The following is a 17,150-nucleotide window of genomic DNA, read 5'->3' as shown; positions in this document are numbered from 1 at the left end:
GCGCCTCACGGGGATCCCCGCTGCGGCCCCCGGAGGGACGGCGCGCTACTCCCCCGCCGGGTCCGGCGACGCCGAGGGCGCCTCGTCGCTCGTGGAGCGGGCGAGCTTGACGACGGTGGCCCCCTCGTCGTCGAACAGGCGGAGCCGTCCGCCGTCGAGCGAGGCCATCGCCGCCTCCGAGAAGATCATCGGCAGCGCGACGCCGTCGCAGGCGATCAGCGTGCTCGGCCCGGCCGAGACGGTGAGCGCGCCCGCCTGGTCGATCGACCACTCGCCCTGCGCGCCGTTGCAGCCGTCGGAGCCCGTCCAGGTCCCGTCCTCCGCGATCAGGAGGAACGGCACGTCGGGCGCGTCGTAGGAGACGCCCGTCACCCAGCGGCCGACCAGGTCCTCCGGGGAGGGCGCCGTCATCGCGTCGACCCCGGAGCCCTCGGCGCAGCCGGTGAGCCCGAGCACGGCCGCGAGGACGAGGACCCCGCCCGCGCGTCCGGCCGCGACCCGCCTCATCGCCCGAGGAGCTTCTGCAGCTGCTCGAGCTCCTCCGGCGTGGGCTGGGCGCCCTTGCCGGCGCCGCCGCCCAGGCCGAAGCCGGAGCCGCCCGCATCGCCCGGGCGGGGCCCGGAGGTGATCGCCGCGTTCTCGGCCGCGCGCTTGGCGGGGTTGCCGGACTTGCTGCTCTTCTTCTTCTGCGGCTTCGGGCGGCCCTGGTAGCCGGCGCCGGGCACGGGGCCCATGCCGGGGACCGAGGGCATGCCGCCCTTGGCGACCGTCTTCATCATCTTGGCGGCCTGCTCGAAGCGCTGGACGAGCTGGTTGACGTCCGTGACCGTCATGCCGGAGCCGCGGGCGATGCGCAGGCGCCGCGAGCCGTTGAGCAGCTTCGGGTTGACCCGCTCCGCCTTCGTCATCGACTGGATGATCGCCTCGGTGCGCACGATCTCGCGCTCGTCGAACTGGTCGAGCTGCTCTCGCATGCCCTTCGCGCCGGGCAGCATGCCGATCATCTTCTTGATCGAGCCCATGTTGCGCAGCTGCTGCATCTGGCCGAGGAAGTCGTCGAGGGTGAACGTGTCCCCCATGATCTTCTCGGCGATCTTGCGCGCCTCGTCCTCGTCGAACGCGGACTGGGCCTGCTCGATGAGGGTCAGCACGTCGCCGAGGTCGAGGATGCGGCTCGCCATGCGGTCGGGGTGGAACTGCTCGAAGTCGTCGAGCGACTCGCCCGTGGAGGCGAAGAGGATCGGGCGGCCGGTGAGCGAGGCGACCGAGAGCGCCGCGCCTCCGCGGGCGTCGCCGTCGAGCTTGGAGAGGACGACGCCGGTGAAGTCGACTCCCTCCTGGAAGGCCTTGGCGGTCGCGACCGCGTCCTGGCCGATCATCGCGTCGATGACGAACAGGACCTCGTCGGGGTTCGTGACGCGGCGGATGTCGGCGGCCTGCTTCATCATGTCGGCGTCGACGCCGAGGCGTCCGGCCGTGTCGATGATGACCGTGTCGTACTGCTTGTCGGTCGCGAAGCGGATCGCGTTCTGGGCGACCTTGACCGGGTTGCCGACGCCGTTGCCCGGCTCCGGTGCGTAGACCGCGACCCCTGCCTGCTCGCCGACGACCTGCAGCTGCTGCACGGCGTTGGGGCGCTGGAGGTCGGCAGCGACGAGGAGCGGGGTGTGGCCGTCCTTGCCGAGGTACTTGCCGAGCTTGCCCGCGAGGGTCGTCTTGCCCGCGCCTTGGAGGCCGGCGAGCATGATGACGGTCGGCGGGCGCTTGGCGAACTCGAGCCGGCGCGACTGCCCGCCGAGGATCGCGACGAGCTCCTCGTTGACGATCTGGACGACCTGCTGGGCCGGGTTGAGCGCCTTGTTGACCTCGTCGCCGAGGGCGCGTTCCCGCACCTTGCCGGTGAACTCCTTCACGACCTCCAGCGCGACGTCGGCGTCGAGGAGGGCCCGCCGGATCTCGCGGACGGTGCCGTCGACGTCCGACGCGGAGAGCTTGCCCTTCGTGCGGAGGTTCTTGAAGGTCTCGACGAGTCGATCGGAGAGGGTGCCGAAAGTAGCCATGATGCCCGGAATTCTACCGGAGGCCCGGAGGGTCGGCGGGCGCGGCCGCCGATCGGCTCGCGATCGGCGCGATCACCGCGGAGCGGATTAACTGGTCCGGGTCCAAGAACAGGGTTAGGGTGGGCCGGTGATCGAGACACTGGTGGCGGGCGACTCCGCGGATCCCCTGGACTACACCGACGGCTGGGAGCTGCAGCGCCGCCTGCACGCCGAGGTGGTGGCGGGCTCGAGGCCGGACACCCTCGTGCTCTGCGAGCACTCCTCCGTCTACACCGCCGGCAAGCGCACCGAGGCGCACGAGCGCCCGGACGACGGCTCGCCCGTGGTCGACGTCGACCGCGGAGGGCGGATCACCTGGCACGGCCCGGGCCAGCTCGTCGGCTACCCGATCGTGCGGCTCGGCGAGCCCGTCGACGTGGTCGCCTACGTCCGCTCGCTGGAGGGGGTGCTGATCGCCGCTCTCGACGACCTGGGCGTGCAGGGGCGGCGCGTCGACGGGCGCTCGGGAGTGTGGATCCCGAGGGACGGCGGCGCCGACAAGATCGCCGCGATCGGCATCCGCGTCGCCTCGGGCGTGACGATGCACGGATTCGCCCTCAACGTCTCGAACAGCCTCGAGCCCTACGCCCGCATCGTCGCCTGCGGCATCGCCGACGCCGGAGTGACCACGCTCGAGCGCGAGCGCGGCGAGGCTCCGCCCATGGAGGCGGTGCGGGCGCGGGTGGCGGCGCGCTTCTCGGAGGCGGCCCCCGCCTTCTCCGCCCGCATCGAGGAGGTCGCCGCGTGAGCGCCGAGGCCGGCGGCCGCAAGCTCCTGCGGCTGGAGATCCGCAACGCCGAGACGCCGATCGAGCGCAAGCCCGAGTGGATCCGCACGAAGGCCTCGATGGGCCCGGAGTACCTGCAGCTGCAGTCGCTGGTGAAGAGCGAGGAGCTGCACACCGTCTGCCAGGAGGCGGGCTGCCCCAACATCTTCGAGTGCTGGGAGGACCGCGAGGCGACCTTCCTCATCGGGGGCGCCCAGTGCACCCGCCGCTGCGACTTCTGCCAGATCGACACCGGGAAGCCCGCGGACTACGACGCGGACGAGCCCCGGCGCGTCGGCGAGTCCGTGGCGCGGATGAACCTCCGCTACGCGACCGTCACCGGGGTCGCCCGCGACGACCTGCCGGACGAGGGCTCCTGGCTCTACGCCGAGACCATCCGCCAGATCCACGCCCAGGCTCCGGGCACGGGGGTCGAGATCCTGGTCCCGGACTTCACGGGCCGCGCCGAGCACCTGCAGAGGGTGTTCGACGCGGAGCCGGAGGTGTTCGCCCACAACGTCGAGACGGTGCCGCGGATCTTCAAGCGCATCCGGCCGGCCTTCCGCTACGAGCGCTCGCTCGACGTGCTCACCCAGGGCCGGGAGGCGGGGCTGATCACGAAGTCGAACCTCATCCTCGGCATGGGCGAGGAGCGGGAGGAGATCTCGCAGGCGCTGCAGGACCTCCACGACGCCGGCACCGACATCGTGACCATCACGCAGTACCTCCGCCCGACGCCGCGGCATCTGCCGGTGGACCGCTGGGTGCACCCGGAGGAGTTCGTGGCGATCAAGGAGGAGGCCGAGGACATCGGCTTCCTCGGTGTCCTCGCCGGGCCCCTGGTCCGCTCCTCCTACCGGGCCGGCCGGCTCTGGGCGCGCTCGATGGAGTCGAAGGGGCTGCCGGTCCCGGAGCACCTGCGCCACCTCGCCGACGCGGCGCTGGGCTTCTCGCAGGCCGTGTAGCCCGCCACCGGGACGGCGCCGGCGCGTCGTCCCGGGCGGGGCCGCTCAGCTGACGAGCTGCTGGGCGAAGACGTGGGGGGTGAAGCCGGTGAGGTCGCCGATGCCCTCGCCCTGACCGACGAGCTTGATCGGGATGCCGGTGCGCTCCTGGACCGCGAGGACGAAGCCGCCCTTCGCGGAGCCGTCGAGCTTGGTGATGACGAGGCCGGTGACGCCCGCGTGCTCGATGAACGCCTCGGCCTGGCTCAGCCCGTTCTGACCGGTCGTCGCGTCGAGCACGAGCAGGATCTCGGAGATCGGGGCCTGCTTCTCGATGACGCGCTTGATCTTCGTGAGCTCGTCCATCAGCCCGCCCTTGGTGTGCAGGCGGCCGGCCGTGTCGATGATGACCATCTCGACGCCGGTGTCCTTCGCGAACTGCACGGTCTGGAAGGCGACGGACGCCGGATCCTGGCGCTCCTGCTGCGGGCGGACGATCTGGGCGTCGGCGCGCTGCGCCCAGGTGGCGAGCTGGTCGACCGCCGCCGCGCGGAAGGTGTCGGCCGCGCCGACCACGACGCTCCGGCCGTAGTTGCGGAGGAACTTGGCGAACTTGCCGATGGTCGTGGTCTTGCCGACGCCGTTCACGCCGACCACGAGGATCACGGCGGGGCGCTCGCTGAGCTTGAGGGTCGTGTCGTACTTCGACAGGCGCTCCTCGAGGGACTCGCGGAGCATCCGCTGCAGGTCGCGCGGGTCGGTGGTGGAGTAGCGGGCGACCTTGGCGCGGAGGTCGTCGACGATCTCCTCGGTGATGTCGGGGCCGAAGTCGGCGGTGATCAGCGCCGTCTCGAGGTCGTCCCAGGTCTGGTCGTCGATCGTGCGCTTCTCGAACAGGCCGCGCAGTGCGCGGCCGAGCGACCAGGAGGTGCGTTCTGCCATGGGTCCAGGCTACCGGCGGGCGCGCCTCCGAGCGGTCGGGGAGGCGGGTTCAGGCCGGGGGCGCGGCGACGCGCTGGCCGACGACGGCCGAGACGCCGTCCTGCCGCATCGAGACGCCGTAGAGGGCGTCCGCGATCTCCATGGTCCGCTTCTGGTGGGTGATGACGATCAGCTGGCTCGAGGTGCGCAGGTCCTCGAAGATGCTGAGCAGTCGCCCGAGATTCGCGTCGTCGAGAGCGGCCTCCACCTCGTCCATGATGTAGAAGGGGCTCGGCCGCGACTTGAAGATGGCGACCATGAACGCCACGGCCGCGAGCGAGCGCTCCCCTCCGGAGAGGAGCGACAGCCTCTCGATCTTCTTGCCGGCCGGCCGCACCGCGACCTCGATGCCGGTGGTGAGCAGGTTCTCCGGGTCGGTCAGGCGGATGCTGCCGGTGCCGCCGGGGAAGAGGACGGGGAACACGTCCGCGAACGCCGCCTGCGTGTCGTCGAACGCGGAGGCGAACACGGTCTGCATCGTCTCGTCGAGCTCCTCGATGATGGTGAGCAGGTCGCGCCGGGTCCCGGTGAGGTCGGCCAGCTGCTCGGTCAGGAACGCGTGCCGCTGCTCCAGCGCGGCGAACTCCTCCAGCGCGAGCGGATTGACGCGGCCCAGCTGCCCGAGCTGCTTCTCGGCCTTCTCGAGGCGGCGGCGCTGCTCCTCGCGGACGTAGGGCCGCGGCTCCTGCTCCTCGTCCGTCTCGTCGGGGACGCCGACTCCGGGACCGTACTCCTCCACCAGCACGTCCTCGGCGAGCCCGAGCTCGGACGCGGCGCGCTCGAGCAGACCGGTGAGCTGCAGCCTCTTCTCGTAGATCTGCAGCTCGAGGCCGTGCACGCTCTCGGTGACGGACTGGAGCCGGTCGCGCACGCTCCCCTCCTCGCGGCGGAGCCCCTGCAGCTCGGCGTTCTGCTGCGAGCGCGCCGCCTCGGCCGCGACGAGCTCGGCCCGGGCCTGCTGGACGGAGCGGTCGACGGAGGCGAGGACGGCGGGGAGCGCGGCGGTCACCTCGGCCGCGGCGTCGCGCTGGCGACGGCGGATCACGGCGCGGCGCGCGGCCTCGTCGGCCGCGGCGCGGTCGGCGGCCAGCTGGCGGGCAAGCGCTTCCCCGCGGGACTGCTCCGCCCGCACCCGCTCCTTGGCGGTCTCGACGCCGAGTCGCGCCTCGATCTCGCGCTCGCGTGCGGTGTCGACGTCGCTCTGCAGACCGTCGCGCGCGCTCGCGTCGAGCACCGGCCGGGGCCTGGCGCGCGCGGCGTCGAGCGCCGACCTCGCCTCCTGGGCCGCGCGCTCGGCGTCGCCGACCCGGTCCGAGGCGACGGCCAGCGCCCTCGAGCCCCGGCCGTGCTCGGCGGTGGCCGCCTCGAGCTGGGCGCGCACGCCGCCGAGCCGCTCGGTGTGGGCGGCACGGGCGGCGTCGTGCTCGCGGAGGGCCGAGAGCGCGCTCGCCGCCTGCTCCTTCGCGCCGCGGAGCGCACCGGTCTGCTCGGCGAGCTCGAAGCGGAGCCGGTCGATCCCGCCCTCGACCTCCTCCAGCCGGGCGGCGGCGGAGTCGCGCTCGGAGACGAGCTCGATCCGGCTGCGCTGCCCGCCGGAGCCGGCGCTCTGCACGGCGTCGGAGACGGTCGCGCCGTCGCGGGTGACCAGGACGATGCCCGGATCGATGCCCTCTCTCAGGCGCCGCGCCGCGGCGAGGTCCTCGACCACGAGCACGCGCTTGAGGAGCGAGAGGACCCCGGCCGGCGCCGTGACGAGGTCGCCCGCGCGTTCTGCCCCCTCGGGAACGGTGAGAGCGACGTGCGGCCGGGCGGCGTCGGCGACCAGCAGCTCGACGCGTCCGAGATCGCGCTCCAGCGCGGCGTCCAGAGCCGCGTCGGCTCGGGCTGTCGACTCGACCAGCACGGCGTCGGCGACCGCGCCGAGGGCGGCGGCGATCGCGGCCTCGGCGCCCGGCCGCACCTGGATCCGCTCGGCGACCCGGCCGCGCACCCCCTCGATCCGGGCGGCGATCAGCTCGGCCGAGCCGTCCGAGACGTCGAGGGCCAGCGACAGGGCACCCGTGCGGGAGGCCAGCGCCTCGCGCTCGCGCTCCAGGGCGTGCAGCTCCTCGCGCAGCCGCTCGATCCCGGCCTCGGCGGCCGAGACCGCGGACTGGGCGAGCTCGTAGCCCTCGTCGAGGCCGCCGTCGGGGCCGCGGCCGGCGTCGTCCAGCTCGGCCTCCAGAGCGTCGAGCGCCCGCCGCGCCGCCTCCTTCCGCCGGTCGGCCGCGTCGAGGGTGTTCTGCGCGCGCAGGACCTCGCCCCGGACGGACGCGAGACGGGAGGCGGCGGTGTCGGCCTGCCCCGAGAGGGTGGAGAGCTCGAGGTCGTAGCGCGAGACGAGGGCCGCCTGCGCGGCGATCTCCTCGTCGACCGCGTCGAGGGCGGAGCGGGCGGCGACGGTCGTGCCCTGCGCCTGGACCCACGCCGACTCCGCGTCGAGGACGGCCTGCCGCAGGCGCTCCAGCTCGACCCGCGCCTCCTCCACCTGCGCCGGCGTCACGCGCGGCTGGATCTGCGGCTGCTCGGACTCGAGCTCGAGCATCGCGAGCCGCTGCCCGGCGAGGGCCGAGAGGTTGCGCAGCCGCTCCTGCACCGACTCCAGCTCGAACGAGGTGCGCCGGGCGTCGTCGACCGCGTCGCCGACCGCCTCCGCCTCGATCCGCGCTCGCCGGAGCGTCGCCTGCTCGAGCCGCTGCTGCAGGACCACCCGCTCGCTGTGCCGCTCGCTCTCGGTGCGGGCGAAGCCGTCCAGAGCGGTCCGGAGCTCGACCACGTCGTCTGCGAGCAGGCGCGCCCGGGCGTCGCGCACCACGGCGGCGATCGTCTGAGCCTGCCGTGCGACCTCGGCCTGGCGCCCGAGGGGCTTGAGCTGGCGCCGGATCTCGCCCGCGAGGTCGGAGAGGCGGGTCAGGTTCGCCTGCATCGCCTCGAGCTTGCGGAGCGTCTTCTCCTTGCGGCGTCGGTGCTTGAGGATCCCGGCGGCCTCCTCGATGAACCCGCGCCGCTCCTCGGGGGTCGCGTGCAGCACGGCGTCGAGCTGTCCCTGCCCCACGATGACGTGCATCTCGCGCCCGAGACCGGAGTCGCTCAGCAGCTCCTGCACGTCGAGCAGCCGGCAGCCGCGTCCGTTGATCGCGTACTCGCTGCCGCCGTTGCGGAAGAGGGTCCGGGTGATCGTCACCTCGGTGTACTCGATCGGCAGGGCGCCGTCCGAGTTGTCGATGGTGAGCGCGACCTCGGCGCGGCCGAGGGGTCCGCGGGTGGAGGTGCCCGCGAAGATGACGTCCTCCATCTTGCCGCCGCGGAGCGTCTTCGCCCCCTGCTCCCCCATCACCCAGGCGAGCGCGTCGACGACGTTGCTCTTGCCCGAGCCGTTGGGGCCGACGACGCAGGTGACCCCCGGCTCGAAGGCGAACGTCGTCGGCTGAGCGAAGGACTTGAACCCCTTGAGGGTCAGGCTCTTCAGGTACACCCGGCCGCCTCGCTCCCGTCCACAACGCCTCCACGGTAGCCGACGGCCGCGGCCGGGCCGGGAGGCGGAGCCCCGACCGGCCGACGGACCGCCGCGATCCCGCACCGGAACAGGCGCAGGAGGCCGCCGCGGGCGCCGGGACGTGCACACTGGGGTGGTGAACCGCACCTCCGACCCGGCGCTCCGGATCCGCGAGCTCGCGATCCCCGAGGCCGTGGGCGCCGACGGCTGGTGCGACTTCCTCGCCCTGACCGCGATCGGCGACGCTGTGGAGGCGGAGGGGACCGCCCCGGACTGTCGGGCCGTCTACACCTGGAACGCCGAGGAGAACCGACCGATGCTCGCCGTGAACGAGGCCGTCGGCTTCACCCCCGTCGCCCACGAGGGCCAGTGGAGGAAGGAGCTCTCATGACCCCGCTCGTCGAGCCCGGACCGCCGCTGACCGCCGCCGAGCGCGAGCGGTTCGCCCGGCAGATCCGCCTGACGCCCCTCGGGGAGCTCGGACAGCGGCGCCTCCGGAACGCGCGCGTGCTGATCCTCGGCGCGGGCGGCATCGGCTCGCCGGTGATCACGGCGCTCGCCGCGGCCGGGATCGGGCGGCTCGGCATCGTGGACGGTGACGTCGTCGAGCTCTCGAACCTGGCGCGGCAGACGGCGCACGACGACTCCTCGGTGGGCCGGTCGAAGGCGGAGTCGGCGGCGGCGACCGCGCGGCGGCTCTCCCCCGGCATCGACGCCCGGGCCTTCCCGGTGTCGCTGACCTCGGCCAACGTCGACGCCCTGGTGGCGGGCTGGGACGTCGTGGTCGACGGCTTCGACACCTTCGGCGCGCGCTACCTCGCCTCGGACGCGACGACGCGCGCCGGGATCCCGCACGTGTGGGGATCGGCACTCGGCTTCGACGGGCAGCTCTCGACCTTCTGGGCCGGCGCTCCGGGCGGAGGGGTGACCCTGCGCGCGCTGCACCCCGAGGCCGAGGACGCGGGCGACAGCTGCTCGACGGTGGGCGTGCTGGGCGCGCTCTGCGCGCTGATCGGCTCGGCCATGGCGGCCGAGGTCGTCAAGCTCGTGACCGGGGCGGGCGAGCCGCTGTTCGGTCGCGTCCTCGTGCACGACGCCCTCGACTCCTCCTGGGCCGAGCTCCCACTCGAGCGGCGGGTGCCGCCGGTCCCGGAGCGGCGGGCCGCGGCCGGCTCGATCACGGCGGCCGAGCTGCGGGAGCGGCTGGCCTGGCCGACGCCCCCGACCGTCGTCGACCTCCGCGAGGACGACGAGGACCGGTCCGTCGCGGTGCCCGGTGCCGTGCGGATGCCGATGTCGCGCTTCGACCCCGCCGCTCTGCCGGCCGGTCCACTCGTGCTGCACTGCGCCTCCGGGGTCCGGTCGCGTCTCGCAGCGGAGCGCGCGGCGGCGGCGGGCGTGGCGTCCGACTCGCTCGACGGCGGGATGGCGTCGTGGCGGGAGCGGTGACCCGCGCCGCGGCCTCGTGCGCCGCGGAACGGGAGGGGTGAGGCGCACCCAGCGCCCTGCCGATCGGCGACCCGGGATGTTCGGTGCTCGCAGCGGAGAGGATCCGTCCTTCTCCGCGGATCAGGGCGGAGCAGTGTCCGAAGCTGATCGGCGGTGGCGTGCTCGCGGCCACCGTTCCGAGGAGAGCACCCATGCCGACGCCTTCACCGCACTCCGCGCGGCAGGCGGCGCTGCTCGATCCTCCCGACCCGCTCGGCCCCGGCGCGGAGGCGTGATGCCTGAGGTCTGGAGTCCCGCCGAGAGGCGGCTGCGTCGGCTCGGCTGGATTCCGCGGCGCCCCCTGCCGCGAGGTGCCGTCTGCGACGCGATCGTCTCGCCGCGCCTCAGCCTCAGCCGCGCCTGGCTGCAGACCGGGGAGTTCGAGGTCCTCCCCCATCCCGGGAGGCTCCGCGTGCTCTTCAGCCTCGACGGGACCGGCCGCCTCTCCGCCCGGGGCCGCGACCACCGGCTCCCGGCCGGCAGCGCTCTCGTGACCCGCGCCTCGACGGTGCAGTACGCGGCGGCGGTCAGTCCGTGGGCGCGCTTCGAGTGGCAGCTGCGCCCCTCGGTGCTCCGCGCGAGCGAGTTCGCCTCGCTCACGGACCGGGTCCTCGCCCTCCCCGAGGCCTACTGGCGCGCACTCACCGGTGCGGCGAACACCGTCCTCACTTTCGGCGTCGAGCCCTCGGACGCGGCCTTCGAGCACTTCGAGATCGCGAGCGAGCACCTCCTGGCCTCGGCCTTCTCGGCGCTGCTGCCCTCCCCCGACCAGGAGGACCGGTCCCCCGCCGCCGTGTACGCGAACGGCACGCGCCTGATCGAGCGGCACTACCGCGACCGCTCCTTCACTGTGGAGACGCTGGCGGAGCGCCTCGGCGTGTCGGTCAGCCACCTGCACCGGGCGTTCTCGGCCGCCGGCACCACCCCTCGTCAGCGGATCGAGCGCGCACGGGCCTTCGAGGCGCAGCGCCTCCTCGACGAGCTCGGCCCACGGGCGGCGACGGACCTGGACCGCGTGGCGCGGTCGGCCGGCTTCAGCTCGCGGATCCACATGCAGCGGACCCTCCGCCGGATCGACGACGCGAGCTGACGTGGGCCGCCGCGTCCCCCGCGCCGGACGGGCTCCCGGCGAGGAGGCGGCCTGAGCGGCTCCCCCGGTCCGGCGGCGCGACGGAACGTCCACGGTCGGGCATGGAACCTCGTCGCGGCCCGTTCCGCGTCGACCGGAGGCCGGACGTTCGGCAGGATCGGCGCGTCCACCACCCCTCGCACGAAAGAAAGAATAAGGAACACCATGACGGACACCAACGCCCTGGACCCGACGGCAGCGCACTCGCGCTCCCTCCCACCGCGGATCGACTCGACCGGCGGGGGGCCCGCCCGGCGGACGATCATGTCGGGTGCGGCCTGGTCCGTCCCCGTCGTCGCCGCGGCGGTCGCGACCCCCGCGGCCGCCGCGTCCACCGGCCTCACCCTCGCCTTCGACGCCCCGGCGTACTCCTTCCCCGCCTGCACCACGAGAACGGTCTCCGTCCTCGCCACGACCAACGGCGCTCCCGCTGCCGGCGACACGGTCACCATCACTCTCCCCGCCGGCCTGACCAGCGGCGGCGCGCAGACCGTCAGGGCGACGACCGGCGCGGACGGACGCGTGAGCATCCCGGTCACGGCCGGGAACGTGGCGCAGAACGGCATCACCCTCTCCGCCGTCTCCGGCGCCGCGGGCGCGACGGCGACCGCGAGCACCACCGCGACCACGGGGACCGCCGTCCGGTACGTCACCGACGGCGGACGGACGACGACGGAGTCGAACGGCAACGTGCCCTCGGGAGCCAAGACCGTCGGACCCCGGTACTACCTGACGGAGTCGGGCGAGCTCTACCACGGCGGGGGGCGGATCGCGCGCGGCGTCACCAGCGTCCAGGGCTTCCGCGACGAGCAGAACCGCGACGTCGCCGACTTCGTCGTCGACGGCGTCTTCTACCGCTTCGTCACCGGAGAGGCCGCGCCGAAGGCCATCGGGAGCGGCGTGCCGGCCGGATCGACGGTCCATGCGCCCGCCTTCTACGTCACACCGAACGGCGAGCTGCGGCGCGCCGGCGGAGCCCTCGTGACCACCGGAGTGACGAGCGCGGACTCCTTCCGCGACCAGAGCAACAACGACGTCATCGACGTGATCGTCGGCTCGGAGCTCGTCCGCTACATCTCCTCCACGAAGAACCAGGTCTACGCCAGGAACGTTCCGGCAGGATCGACGGCCTTGGCGCCCTCGTACCACCTGACGCCGGACGGGCGCCTCTTCAACAGCAGCATCCTGGTCGCGACCGGGGTGACCAGTGCCGACGCCTACCGCGATCGACAGAACCGTGACGTCGTGGACGTGATCCAGAACGGCGCTCTCGTCCGGTACGGCGCGTTCGCGGACAGGACGCAGCCGCAGATCCGCGTCGCCTCCGGTGTGCCCTCCGACGCCACCATCTTCGCGCCGGACGCCTACGTGACCCGGGACGGCAGGGCCTTCGTCAGCGGCGTGCTGGTCGCCACCGGAGTCTCCTCGGCGTTCGGATTCCTCGACGTGCAGAACCGCAACGTGCTCGACACGATGACCAACGTCCTGTGCCCGTGACGCACGGGATCGGCCGCTGATCCGGTCCTGCCCCGCCGCACGCGGGTCCGAGGGAGGCGTCCCACGGGTCCCTGTGCGGCGGGACAGGACCAGTCCGTCCTCGGGATGCAGCGTCCTCCAGAAGCGCGGACGCACCTGCCGCGGACCGCCCGGAGCGGACGCACCGGTCCGGTCGAGGACGGCTCGTCACGGAGGGCTCTTCGGGGTCAGCCGCCGGCGAACGGCGGCAGGACGTCGACCGCGGCATCGGGACGCAGCGGCGTGGCCCTGTCCGCGGTCGACACGCCGTCGACCAGGTAGGTGCACCGTGCGAGCACGTCGGCGGCCGAGGGCGCGGAGGCGACGAGTCTCTCCTCGAGAGCGCCCAGGTCGGGCACCTCGTCGAGCTCGTCGGAACCACGGCCGAGGGCGGCCTTGGCCGCCGCGAAGTAGCGGACCCGCATGCTCATCCGCCGATCGCGCTCATCGTGCGCTCGGGCTGCACGAAGCCCGCCCGGTTCATCTCGTGTCCCGCGGGCTTGGCCCACATCGCCCCGCGCCAGAGCTGGGCGACCTCGTGGTCGTCCGCGCCCGCGCGCATCGGGCCGAGCAGGTCCGTCTCCTCGTTCGAGAAGAGGCAGCTGCGGACACCGCCCTCGGCGGTGAGCCGGGTGCGGCGGCAGTCGTCGCAGAAGTTCTCGGTGACGGACGCGATGATCCCCACCTGGCCGAGCACCTCGGACCCCCCGGCCTCGCGGACGTCGAAGAGCTCGGCGGGGGCGCCGTCACGGGGGGCCGCGTGCGGGCTGAGCGAGAAGCGCTCCGAGAGCAGCGCCCGGATGTCCGCGGCGGTGATCATGGTCGCGCGGTCCCAGCCGTGGTCGGCGTCGAGCGCCATCTGCTCGATGAAGCGGAGCTGGTGGCCTCCCGCGAGGGCCCAGGCGAGCAGCTCCGGGGCCTCGTGGTCGTTGATCCCGGGCAGGAGCACCGCGTTGATCTTGGTCTGGTCCAGGCCGGCGGGACCGAGCGCGTCGATGCCCGCGAGCACGCGGTCGAGGAACGGGCGACGGGTGACCTTCGCGAAGGTCTCGGCGCAGATCGAGTCGAGCGAGACGTTGACGCGGTTCAGGCCGGCGTCGGCGAGCGCCGCTGCCCGACCCGACAGGCCGATCGCGTTCGTGGTGAGCGAGATCTCGGGGCGCGGGTCGAGGGAGGCGACGTCGCGGATGATGTCGACGAGGTCCTTGCGCAGGAGCGGCTCGCCGCCGGTGAAGCGGATCTGGCGGACGCCGAACTGCTCCACGGCGATGCGCGCGAGGCGGAGGATCTCCTCACGGCTCAGCAGGGACGCGGGCGGCTGGAACGGCAGGCCCTCCGCCGGCATGCAGTAGGTGCAGCGCAGATTGCACTTGTCCGTCAGCGAGATCCGCAGATCGTCCGCGACGCGCCCGTAGGTGTCCAGGAGGAGCGGGGTGGCGGGGCGGTCGGCCGGGAGGACCGCGCTGCGCTGTCGGGGCCGGAAGCCCGGGATCCCCAGTGCTGTGCTCATCCGCTCACACTACGCCGCGGAACCGGGCGCGACCCGGCAAGATGGACTCGGTCCCGCCGCCGGTCGGGCTCCGCCGCTCGCGAGAGGACACGATGACCTCGATCGACCTGCACGCCGCCCGGGTGCGGGCGCTGCTCGCGCCGCTGGCCACGCGGGGCGCCCGCGAGACGCTGAGCCTGGAGCCGGCCGCCGTCGCCGCCGATCCGGGCGCGTACGACCGGCGGGTCCTCGCCCGCTCCGTCGACTCCCCGCTCGACCTGCCGCGCTTCGACAACTCGCAGATGGACGGCTTCGCGGTGCGGGCGGCCGACCTCGACGCGGCGGCGCCGGAGCAACCCGTCGCCCTGCCCGTCTCGGCGCCGATCCCCGCGGGCGACCGGGCGCCGCGGCACGAGCCCGGCACGGCGACACCGATCATGACCGGCTCGCCGCTGCCGGTGGGGGCCGACGCCGTCGTCCCGGTCGAGCGCGTCGATCCTCCGCGCTTCCCCGCGGAGGGCAGCGTCGCCTTCGCGCACCCGGTGGTGCCGGCGACCTTCGTCCGAGCCCGGGGCAGCGACGCCCGCCGCGGCGAGCTCGCCCTCCCGGCCGGCACGGTCCTCCGCGCGGCCCACTACGGACTCCTCGCCTCCCTCGGGCTGACCGAGGCGGAGGTGCTGCCGCGACTCCGGGTGCTCGTCGTCCCCACCGGCAACGAGATCCGTCCCGCAGGCGCCGTCCTCGAGGAGGCGCAGATCCACGACGCGAACGGCGCCCTGCTGGCCGAGGCCGTCCGCGAGGCGGGCGCGCTGCCCGTCGTCGCCGCCTGCACGAGCGACCGGGCCGAGGACCTCCTGGCGCTGCTCGAGGAGCACGCGGGGGCGGCCGACCTGGTGATCACGGTCGGCGGTGTCAGCGCGGGCGCCTACGAGGTCGTCCGCGACGCGCTCGCCCCGGCGGGCTCGGAGTTCGGCCACGTCGAGATGCAGCCGGGCGGCCCGCAGGGCCTCGGTCTCGTGCGCGTGGCCGAGGGGCTGCACCTGCCGGTCGTCTCGCTTCCCGGGAACCCGGTGAGCGCCCTGGTCTCGTTCGAGGTGTTCCTCCGGCCCGTGCTGCGCTCGCTCGCGGGACGGACGCCTGCCGAGCGGCCGCGGCTCCGTGCGCGCCTCGGCACGGCGCTCGATTCGCCCGCGCACCTGCACCAGATCCGCCGCGGAGTCCTCGACGACGAGGGCCTCGTGCACCCGGTGGGCGGGCCCGGCTCGCATCTGCTGGCGTCCTACGCCCGCTCCACCGTGCTCATCCACGTCCCCGTCGGGACGGACCACGCAGCGACCGGCGACACGGTCGAGATCTGGAGGATCGATGACTGAGAGCGATCGGCTCACCCATGTGCGCGGCGACGGAGCCGTGCACATGGTCGATGTGAGCGCGAAGGAGGTCACGGCGCGCACCGCCGTCGCCGAGGGCTACGTCGAGACCTCGCCCGAGGTGGTGCGGCTCCTCGAGCAGGGCGAGCTGCCCAAGGGCGAAGCGCTCGGCGTGGCGCGGATCGCCGGGATCCTCGGCGCGAAGGCGACCTCTACCCTCATCCCGCTCTGCCACCCGCTGGCGCTGGACGGCGTCGACGTGGACCTCGAGCCGCAGGACGGCCGCGTCCGGATCGAGGCGCGCGTGCGCACGACCGGGCGCACCGGCGTCGAGATGGAGGCACTGACCGCGGTCAGCGTGGCCGCCCTGACGGTCTACGACATGATCAAGGCGGTCGATCGCGGTGCCGCGATCACCGGTATCCGTGTGCTCGCGAAGGCGGGCGGGAGGAGCGGCTCGTGGACGAGCGGAGGAACCCCGTGACGCGGCGGGCGGTGGCGGTCGTCGCCTCCACCCGTGCCGCCTCCGGCGTGTACGAGGACCGGACGGGACCGGCGCTGGAGGCCTGGTTCACCACCCGCGGCTGGGAGTCCCGGGTGGTCGTCGTGGCCGACGGCGACGCGGTGGGCGAGGCGATCGCCGACGCGATCGGCAGCGGAGTCGACGTGGTCGTGACCACCGGCGGGACGGGCGTCGCCCCGAGCGACGTCACCCCGGAGCAGACCGCCCCCCTCCTGGAGCGGCCCCTGCCCGGCCTCGCCGAGGCGGTGCGCGCCAAGGGCGCCGCCCACGTCCCGACCGCCGTGCTCAGCCGCGGGCTCGCCGGCGTCAGCGGCCGCACCGTCGTGGTGAACCTCCCCGGCTCCCCCGGCGGCGTCCGCGACGGGATCGACGTGCTCGACCCGGTGATCGGGCACCTGCTCGACCAGCTCGGAGGCGGCGACCATGCCCGCTGAGCCGGTCGCCCTCGCCCGGCTCGCGGCCGAGGCCATCACGGTCGACGAGTGCGAGCAGGCGGTCGACTCCCCGACGCACGGCGCCGTCGTGACCTTCGCGGGCGTCGTCCGCGACCACGACGAGGGCCGCGGCGTGCTCCGGCTGTCCTACGAGGCGCACCCGGACGCCCCCGCCGCACTCCTCGCCTCCGCCCGCCGCATCGCCGAGCGCTGGCCCGACGTCCGGATCGCCGCCGTGCACCGGGTCGGCGACCTCGTGGTCGGCGACCTCGCCCTCGCCTGCGCCGTGGCCTCGGCCCACCGCGCGGCGGCCTTCGAAGCCTGCGCGGCACTGGTCGACGACATCAAGGCGTCGGTGCCGATCTGGAAGGAGCAGTCCTTCGTCGACGGCAGCTCGGAGTGGGTCGCGAGCCTCGGCTGATCTTCCTTCGAGCCCGTCCCCGCCGGGCTCGGCGCGGTCGGCCGGAGAGGGTGGCCACGTTTCGCAGAGCGGGGAGCGATCGCCTAGATCGATCCGCTGGCACGCGGATCGATCGTTCGGCTCGGGGGTGTTTCACACCGAGCCCGTCCCCGCCGGGCTCGGCGCAGTCGCGGTGCTCGTCCCCGAGCCCGTCCCTGCCGGGCTCGGCGCAGTCGGCTTTCCAGGGCGGCTGCGATTCGCAGAGCGGGGGACGACCGCCTAGATCGATCCGCTCACCCGCGGATCGATCGTTCGGCTCGGGGGGAGAGCGAGGGGGTGGCGGGTCGACATCGGGAGGTCGCCCACTGATCCGCAAGGTCGGGGCCCGGGGTGGGACGCAGCGGATGGCGGATCCGCCGGAGGGACGGGGAGCGGAGCCGCGGGAGGACGGGGTGGGGAAACACGGGCGTCACACGG

At 73.9% G+C, this 17,150-nt stretch carries 16 protein-coding genes; 10 read left to right on the top strand and 6 right to left on the bottom strand.

The window, feature by feature from the left end; all coding sequences use genetic code 11:
• Positions 1 to 45: 45 nt before the first annotated feature.
• Positions 46 to 507: an META domain-containing protein gene (locus C5C25_RS10015; protein ID WP_104250520.1), complete on the bottom strand. Its 462-nt coding sequence runs from the start codon at positions 505 to 507 to the stop codon at positions 46 to 48.
• Positions 504 to 2,060 carry a signal recognition particle protein gene (ffh, locus tag C5C25_RS10010; RefSeq protein WP_104226882.1) on the bottom strand — a complete coding sequence of 519 codons (1,557 nt, stop codon included), beginning with the start codon at positions 2,058 to 2,060 and terminating at the stop codon, positions 504 to 506. Before ffh ends, C5C25_RS10015 begins: the two co-directional genes overlap by 4 nt.
• A gap of 127 nt (positions 2,061 to 2,187) precedes the next feature.
• On the opposite strand from ffh, the gene lipB reads away from it, so the two are divergent.
• Both lipB and lipA read left to right on the top strand, forming a co-directional pair.
• Complete coding sequence (gene lipB, locus C5C25_RS10005) at positions 2,188 to 2,847, top strand: lipoyl(octanoyl) transferase LipB (RefSeq protein WP_104238539.1); 660 nt, start codon at positions 2,188 to 2,190, stop codon at positions 2,845 to 2,847.
• The gene (gene lipA, locus C5C25_RS10000) at positions 2,844 to 3,830 is read left to right on the top strand and encodes a lipoyl synthase (RefSeq protein WP_104247634.1); all 987 of its coding nucleotides are present in this window, start codon (positions 2,844 to 2,846) and stop codon (positions 3,828 to 3,830) included. Before lipB ends, lipA begins: the two co-directional genes overlap by 4 nt.
• A gap of 45 nt (positions 3,831 to 3,875) precedes the next feature.
• On the opposite strand, the gene ftsY is transcribed toward lipA, so the two are convergent.
• Both ftsY and smc read right to left on the bottom strand, forming a co-directional pair.
• Positions 3,876 to 4,751 carry a signal recognition particle-docking protein FtsY gene (gene ftsY, locus C5C25_RS09995; protein WP_104223920.1) on the bottom strand — a complete coding sequence of 292 codons (876 nt, stop codon included), beginning with the start codon at positions 4,749 to 4,751 and terminating at the stop codon, positions 3,876 to 3,878.
• Positions 4,752 to 4,800: 49 nt separating this feature from the next.
• Positions 4,801 to 8,304: a chromosome segregation protein SMC gene (smc, locus tag C5C25_RS09990; protein WP_104250519.1), complete on the bottom strand. Its 3,504-nt coding sequence runs from the start codon at positions 8,302 to 8,304 to the stop codon at positions 4,801 to 4,803.
• A gap of 157 nt (positions 8,305 to 8,461) precedes the next feature.
• Between smc and C5C25_RS16950 the strand changes: the two genes are divergently transcribed.
• From C5C25_RS16950 to C5C25_RS09970, 4 genes are all read left to right on the top strand, one after another.
• Positions 8,462 to 8,716, top strand: coding sequence for a hypothetical protein (locus C5C25_RS16950; RefSeq protein ID WP_146079465.1), 255 nt, complete (start codon positions 8,462 to 8,464; stop codon positions 8,714 to 8,716).
• Positions 8,713 to 9,774, top strand: coding sequence for a ThiF family adenylyltransferase (locus tag C5C25_RS09980; RefSeq protein ID WP_104250517.1), 1,062 nt, complete (start codon positions 8,713 to 8,715; stop codon positions 9,772 to 9,774). Before C5C25_RS16950 ends, C5C25_RS09980 begins: the two co-directional genes overlap by 4 nt.
• Positions 9,775 to 10,048: 274 nt before the next feature.
• Entirely contained in the window at positions 10,049 to 10,903 is an 855-nt protein-coding gene (locus C5C25_RS09975) for an AraC family transcriptional regulator (protein ID WP_104250516.1), read from the top strand.
• A 204-nt stretch (positions 10,904 to 11,107) separates the two neighbouring features.
• On the top strand, positions 11,108 to 12,439 hold the full coding sequence (locus tag C5C25_RS09970) for a hypothetical protein (RefSeq protein WP_104226888.1): 1,332 nt from the start codon (positions 11,108 to 11,110) through the stop codon (positions 12,437 to 12,439).
• Between the two features lie 206 nt (positions 12,440 to 12,645).
• Here C5C25_RS09970 and C5C25_RS09965 read toward each other — a convergent pair whose 3' ends face one another.
• Positions 12,646 to 12,888, bottom strand: coding sequence for a MoaD/ThiS family protein (locus tag C5C25_RS09965; RefSeq protein WP_104223924.1), 243 nt, complete (start codon positions 12,886 to 12,888; stop codon positions 12,646 to 12,648).
• Positions 12,885 to 13,967, bottom strand: coding sequence for a GTP 3',8-cyclase MoaA (moaA, locus tag C5C25_RS09960; protein WP_104226889.1), 1,083 nt, complete (start codon positions 13,965 to 13,967; stop codon positions 12,885 to 12,887). Before moaA ends, C5C25_RS09965 begins: the two co-directional genes overlap by 4 nt.
• Before the next feature lie 92 nt (positions 13,968 to 14,059).
• Here moaA and glp point away from each other — a divergent pair, with 92 nt between their 5' ends.
• The 4 genes from glp to C5C25_RS09940 are packed head-to-tail and all read left to right on the top strand — an operon-like array spanning position 14,060 to position 16,694.
• Positions 14,060 to 15,319, top strand: a complete 1,260-nt coding sequence (gene glp, locus C5C25_RS09955) for a gephyrin-like molybdotransferase Glp (protein ID WP_104250580.1) — start codon at positions 14,060 to 14,062, stop codon at positions 15,317 to 15,319.
• Positions 15,312 to 15,800 carry a cyclic pyranopterin monophosphate synthase MoaC gene (gene moaC / locus C5C25_RS09950; protein ID WP_104232482.1) on the top strand — a complete coding sequence of 163 codons (489 nt, stop codon included), beginning with the start codon at positions 15,312 to 15,314 and terminating at the stop codon, positions 15,798 to 15,800. Before glp ends, moaC begins: the two co-directional genes overlap by 8 nt.
• Positions 15,776 to 16,273 carry a molybdenum cofactor biosynthesis protein B gene (locus C5C25_RS09945; RefSeq protein ID WP_244229433.1) on the top strand — a complete coding sequence of 166 codons (498 nt, stop codon included), beginning with the start codon at positions 15,776 to 15,778 and terminating at the stop codon, positions 16,271 to 16,273. The genes moaC and C5C25_RS09945 overlap by 25 nt, the downstream gene beginning before the upstream one ends.
• On the top strand, positions 16,263 to 16,694 hold the full coding sequence (locus C5C25_RS09940) for a molybdenum cofactor biosynthesis protein MoaE (RefSeq protein ID WP_104226891.1): 432 nt from the start codon (positions 16,263 to 16,265) through the stop codon (positions 16,692 to 16,694). Before C5C25_RS09945 ends, C5C25_RS09940 begins: the two co-directional genes overlap by 11 nt.
• Positions 16,695 to 17,150 lie beyond the last annotated feature (456 nt).

This window comes from Rathayibacter sp. AY2B9 (assembly GCF_002931595.1).
GTDB lineage: Bacteria > Actinomycetota > Actinomycetes > Actinomycetales > Microbacteriaceae > Rathayibacter.
Note: the sequence above shows the minus strand (reverse complement) of the source record. Positions and strands in the feature narration are given on the sequence as shown.